This is a genomic window from Streptomyces sp. NPDC059456, from assembly GCF_042750055.1.
Lineage (GTDB): Bacteria > Actinomycetota > Actinomycetes > Streptomycetales > Streptomycetaceae > Streptomyces.
This window is the reverse complement of sequence record NZ_JBHYVA010000671.1, coordinates 1-4,658: the sequence shown is the minus strand read 5'-3', so window position 1 is coordinate 4,658 and position 4,658 is coordinate 1. Positions and strand designations below refer to the sequence as shown.

The window sequence follows — 4,658 nt, the reverse complement described above, 5'->3', positions numbered from 1 at the left end:
GAGTGAAGAGTTCCGTCATGCCGTCCACCGGTCCGCAGTCCGTCGATCGCGCCCTCGCGATCCTCGACGCCGTCGCCGACGCGCCCGGGCCGCTGGGCGCCAAGGCGCTGGCCCGCCGGATGGAGTGCTCGCTGTCCACCGCCTACCACCTGCTGGCCCCGCTGACCGCACGCGGGTACCTCGTCCGCACCGCGCAGGGGTACGTGCTGGGCCCCAGGATCCCCGGGCTGCACCGGAGCCTGCTGCGCCATCTGGAACCCGCTCCCCGCATGACCGACCTGCTGGCCCGGCTGCGCCGGGCCACCGGGGCCGAGGCGTACTACACCGCCTACCGCGGCGGCCTGATCACCGTCGTCGACACCACCGCCCCGGTCACGGACGCGGCGAACCCGTTCGCCCCCGGGCGGGAGACCCGGGCGCACGCCACCGCGCACGGCAAGGCGCTGCTCGCCGAACTGCCCCGGCCGCTGCGGCGGCGGTACCTGGCCGAGCACGGGATGGCCCGCCTGACCGGGGCCACCATCACCAGCGCCGAACTGCTGGAGGCGGAACTGTCCCGGGTGCGCGGGCAGGGCTTCGCCGTGTCCGTCGGCGAGGCCGACCCCGCGTACACCTGCCTGGCCGTGGCCCTGCCGCGCGGCCGCGGCGGAGACCACGGCCACGACGGCGACGCCGTGCACGCCCTGTCGGTGTCCCTGCCGACCGAGGAGTTCCGGCGGCGCCCGCGGGAGATCCGTACCGCCCTCGCGCAGGCCGCGGCGGGCTGCGCCTGACACCCGTCGCGCGGGTTTTCCGACACAGCCGGAAATACGGCGCGATGGGGATGCGCGGCCCCCGGCCGCCTGCCAGTCTGGTCGGCATGATCTTCATCGCCGTCAGGTTCGACGTCCGTCCGGAGCACAGCGACAACTGGCTCACGCTCGTCGACGACTTCACCCGGGCCACCCGCAACGAGCCGGGCAACCTCTTCTACGACTGGTCGCGCAGCGTCGACGACCCCACCAAGTACACGCTCCTGGAAGCCTTCACCGACGCCGAGGCGGGCGCCGCGCACGTCGCGTCCGACCACTTCAAGGCCGGTATGGAGACCCTCGCCGGCGCGATCGCGGCCACGCCGGAGATCATCCACGTCGAGGTGCCCGGCCAGGGCTGGAGCGCCATGGCCGAGCTGTCCCCCCGCAACTGACCCACGGCCCTACGAAGAGGCCTCCAGCAGCCGGGCGGCCGTCTCGCGCATCTCGACCTTGCGGATCTTGCCCGTCACGGTCATCGGGAACTCGTCCACGACGTGCACGTACCGCGGGATCTTGAAGTGGGCCAGCCGTCCGTCGCAGTACGCGCGGACGGCTGCCGCGGTCAGCGGCTGCGCCCCCTCGCGCATCCGCACCCACGCCATCAGCTCTTCCCCGTACTTGGCGTCGGGGACGCCGATGACCTGGACGTCCAGGACGTCCGGGTGGGTGTGGAGGAACTCCTCGACCTCGCGCGGGTACACGTTCTCGCCGCCCCGGATCACCATGTCCTTGATGCGGCCGGTGATGCTCAGGTAGCCGTCCTCGTCCATGACCGCCAGGTCGCCGGTGTGCATCCAGCGCGCGGCGTCGACGGATCCGGCGGTGCGCTCCGGCTCGCCCCAGTAGCCGAGCATCACCGAGTAGCCGCGGGTGCAGAGCTCTCCCGGCTCGCCGCGGGGCACGGTCCGGCCGGACCCCGGGTCGACCACCTTGACCTCCAGGTGCGGCCCGACGCGGCCCACCGTGGACACCCGGCGTTCGACGGAGTCGTCGGCGCGGGTCTGGGTGGACACCGGGGAGGTCTCCGTCATCCCGTAGCAGATGGCCACCTCGCGCATGCCCATCCGGTCGATGACCTGCTTCATCACCTCGGTCGGGCAGGGCGAGCCCGCCATGATCCCGGTCCGCAGGCTGGACAGGTCGTACGTGTCGAAGCCGGGCGCGGCCAGTTCGGCGATGAACATCGTGGGGACCCCGTACAGGGAGGTGCACGCCTCCGCCTGGACCGCGGCGAGGGTGGCCTGCGGGTCGAACGACGGCGCGGGGATGACCATCGCCGCACCGTGGCTGGTGCAGGCGAGGTTGCCCATGACCATGCCGAAGCAGTGGTAGAAGGGGACCGGGATGCAGACCCGGTCCTGTTCGGTGTAGTGGCACAACTCCCCGACGAAGAAACCGTTGTTGAGGATGTTGTGGTGGGAGAGGGTCGCCCCCTTGGGGAAACCGGTGGTCCCCGAGGTGTACTGGATGTTGACCGGGTCGTCGGGGCTGAGCTGCGCCGCCGCGCGGACGAGGCGGCCGGGGTCGCCCGCACGGCCGCGCTCCAGCAGGGACGTCCACTCGGGCCGCTCCAGCAGGACGGTGAACTCCAGCTCCGGGCAGCGCGGTCCGACCTCCTCGATCATCCCGGCGTAGTCGGAGGTCTTGAACCGCTCCGCCGCGACGAGCAGCCGGATCCCCGCCTGGCGCAGGACGTACTCCACCTCGTGCGAGCGGTACGCCGGGTTGACGGTGACGAGGATCGCCCCGATCTTGGCGGTGGCGTACTGGACCAGCGTCCACTCGGCCCGGTTGGGGGCCCAGATGCCGACGCGGTCCCCCTTGGCGATGCCGAGGTCGAGCAGGCCCAGCGCGAGGGCGTCGACGTCGGCGGCCAGCTCCGCGTACGTCCAGCGGCGGCCGGCGGCGAGGTCGACGAGGGCGTCGCGGCCGGGGAACCGGCGGACGGTCCGGTCCAGGTTCTCGCCGATCGTGTCGCCCAGCAGCGGCACTTCGAAGACCCCGGACGCGTAACTCGACGGCGCGCTGCTTCGAGGGGCGGAACTCGACGCGGCAGACACACGTACCTCCTGGACTCGGTGGCGGGGCGGGCCCGGCGGGCCGGCGCCCCTCATGATCCTCTCCGTGCGGGGCCCCGGCCACCCTCGTGCCGTCTTTCCCCCGAAGGGGATTCAGCGCAGGCAGCCGACGATCCGGACGGAGACCTCGGCGGTGCCGGTGAGCCCGGCGGCCGGATCGGTGGCGCTGAAGACGAGCCTGTACGTCCCGTCGGGCAGCAGCGGGACGAGGAAGCGGCCCGAGGGGCCCGCACCCAAGGGCACCGGTCCCGCGGGGCCGTTGATCGTCCAGGTCGTGTACTGCGGGTCGGTGACGGGCTGGTCGCCCGGGCGGGTCCGGGCGGTCCCGGTGAAGGACTCCTCGCAGCCGCGCCGCAGTTGACCGCCGGCGGCGGGCTGCTGGATGCCCACCGCCGGGGCCTGTGGCCGCTGCCGGGTCGGCGAACCGCTCGGGGACGGGCTGCCCGGGCGGTTCGGGCCGCCGGTGGCCGGGGTGCCCGGGCTGTTGGGGCTGCCGGGCGTGGGGGTCGTACGGGGCGAGGCCGTCGGTCCGGTGGTGGGCGGGGCGCCGGAGGCGGAGGCCGGGGGCGAGGCGGACGGGCTGCCGGTCCCGCCCGGCAGCGGGTCGAGTGCGTGCGGCGGCTCCGGGTGGATCACGGCGGGCGGCGCCGCCGCCTTGGCGGGCTCGGTGGGCTCGGCGTCGATCCTGGCGCAGACCGCGCCGGCCACGAGCTCCTGGCTGTCGGGTACCGGCAGGGCGCGCAGGACCTGGTCGTCCGGGCCGCGGCCGTGCGTGTCGAAATAGCCGTTTCCGGTGAGCGTCTCCCGGTCGCCGTGCTCGATCCACACCGAGTTCTGGTAGTCCGTACCCGCCTGCTGCTGGTTCGTGCCCGTGACGTGCCACGCCGTCACCTTGTGGCCCGAGGGTTCGCCGGCCGCCGGTGCGTCGGCCGGCGCGTACAGCCAGCCGTCGCCGAAGAAGCGCGTCGGGGCCTCCGAGGAAGTCTGCTCGTTGTCGGCGGGGAACTGGAAGCCGCCGCCGACCACCAGCTTCCCCTTCGGGCAGGTGACGGCCGCGGAGGCGCTGCCGCCCGCGGGTACCGCCACCTTCGCCCTGGCCACGGACACGTCCTTCAGCCTGACGCAGATCGGCCGGACGGTGACCGCGAAGTTCGCCTCCGGTGGCTGCGGGTCCTCGATCCGGGTGTGGTGCTCGATGTACTCGGACGTGCGGAGCGGGAACACACCGGTGCTCAGCCGGGTTCCGGGGTTGAGGTCGACGTAGGACCCGGCCGTGGCGCCCTTGATGTCCGAATGCGTGGTGAGGCTGTCGAGCGGGACCGGCGCGACGCCGCGGCCCGTCCGGGTGCGGCCCGCCCGGAACTCGCTGCCCAGCATCGTGAAGTCGCCGGGGCAGGACGGCGAAGCCGAGGAGTGGCGGGCCGCGTCCCGGAACGGCCCGTCGGCCGTGAGGTCGTGGGTGGGCCCGGCTCCGACGTCGCCGGTCAGCTTGTCCGGCCGGTCGTGGAACGCGTGCGCCGTCTGGGACCAGGCGGTATCGCCGAGGAACTCCGGTTTCGCGTTGACGCACAGGGCGTACGAGGTGAGCGTCGCGGGCGCGTCACCCGGGTTGTACGCGGCCGCCAGCCACGCGTCGCCCACGAAGAGGCTGCTCGTGGCGAAGCCCGCACCGGTGATCGCGTACCCGCCGCCGAGGGCCTTCTCGTGCGCCTGGCACGGGGCGACCGCGGCCTGCTCCCCGTGCGCCGCGACCGGAGCCGAGGCGCTGCGCTGGACGACCGTCGGC

General features: G+C 73.5%; 3 protein-coding genes and 1 pseudogene. 2 read left to right on the top strand and 2 right to left on the bottom strand.

Annotated features, from left to right (window positions below; genetic code table 11):
* The first annotated feature begins 2 nt into the window (after positions 1-2).
* Complete coding sequence (locus tag ACFXA3_RS36055; RefSeq protein ID WP_385194240.1) at positions 3-773, top strand: IclR family transcriptional regulator; 771 nt, start codon at positions 3-5, stop codon at positions 771-773.
* Between the two features lie 86 nt (positions 774-859).
* The gene (locus ACFXA3_RS36050; RefSeq protein WP_385194238.1) at positions 860-1,186 is read left to right on the top strand and encodes a putative quinol monooxygenase; all 327 of its coding nucleotides are present in this window, start codon (positions 860-862) and stop codon (positions 1,184-1,186) included.
* Positions 1,187-1,195: 9 nt separating this feature from the next.
* Here ACFXA3_RS36050 and ACFXA3_RS36045 read toward each other — a convergent pair whose 3' ends face one another.
* The gene (locus ACFXA3_RS36045; protein WP_385194236.1) at positions 1,196-2,854 is read right to left on the bottom strand and encodes an AMP-binding protein; all 1,659 of its coding nucleotides are present in this window, start codon (positions 2,852-2,854) and stop codon (positions 1,196-1,198) included.
* Between the two features lie 111 nt (positions 2,855-2,965).
* A pseudogene (locus ACFXA3_RS36040) lies at positions 2,966-4,658 on the bottom strand (hypothetical protein); the annotation flags it as partial.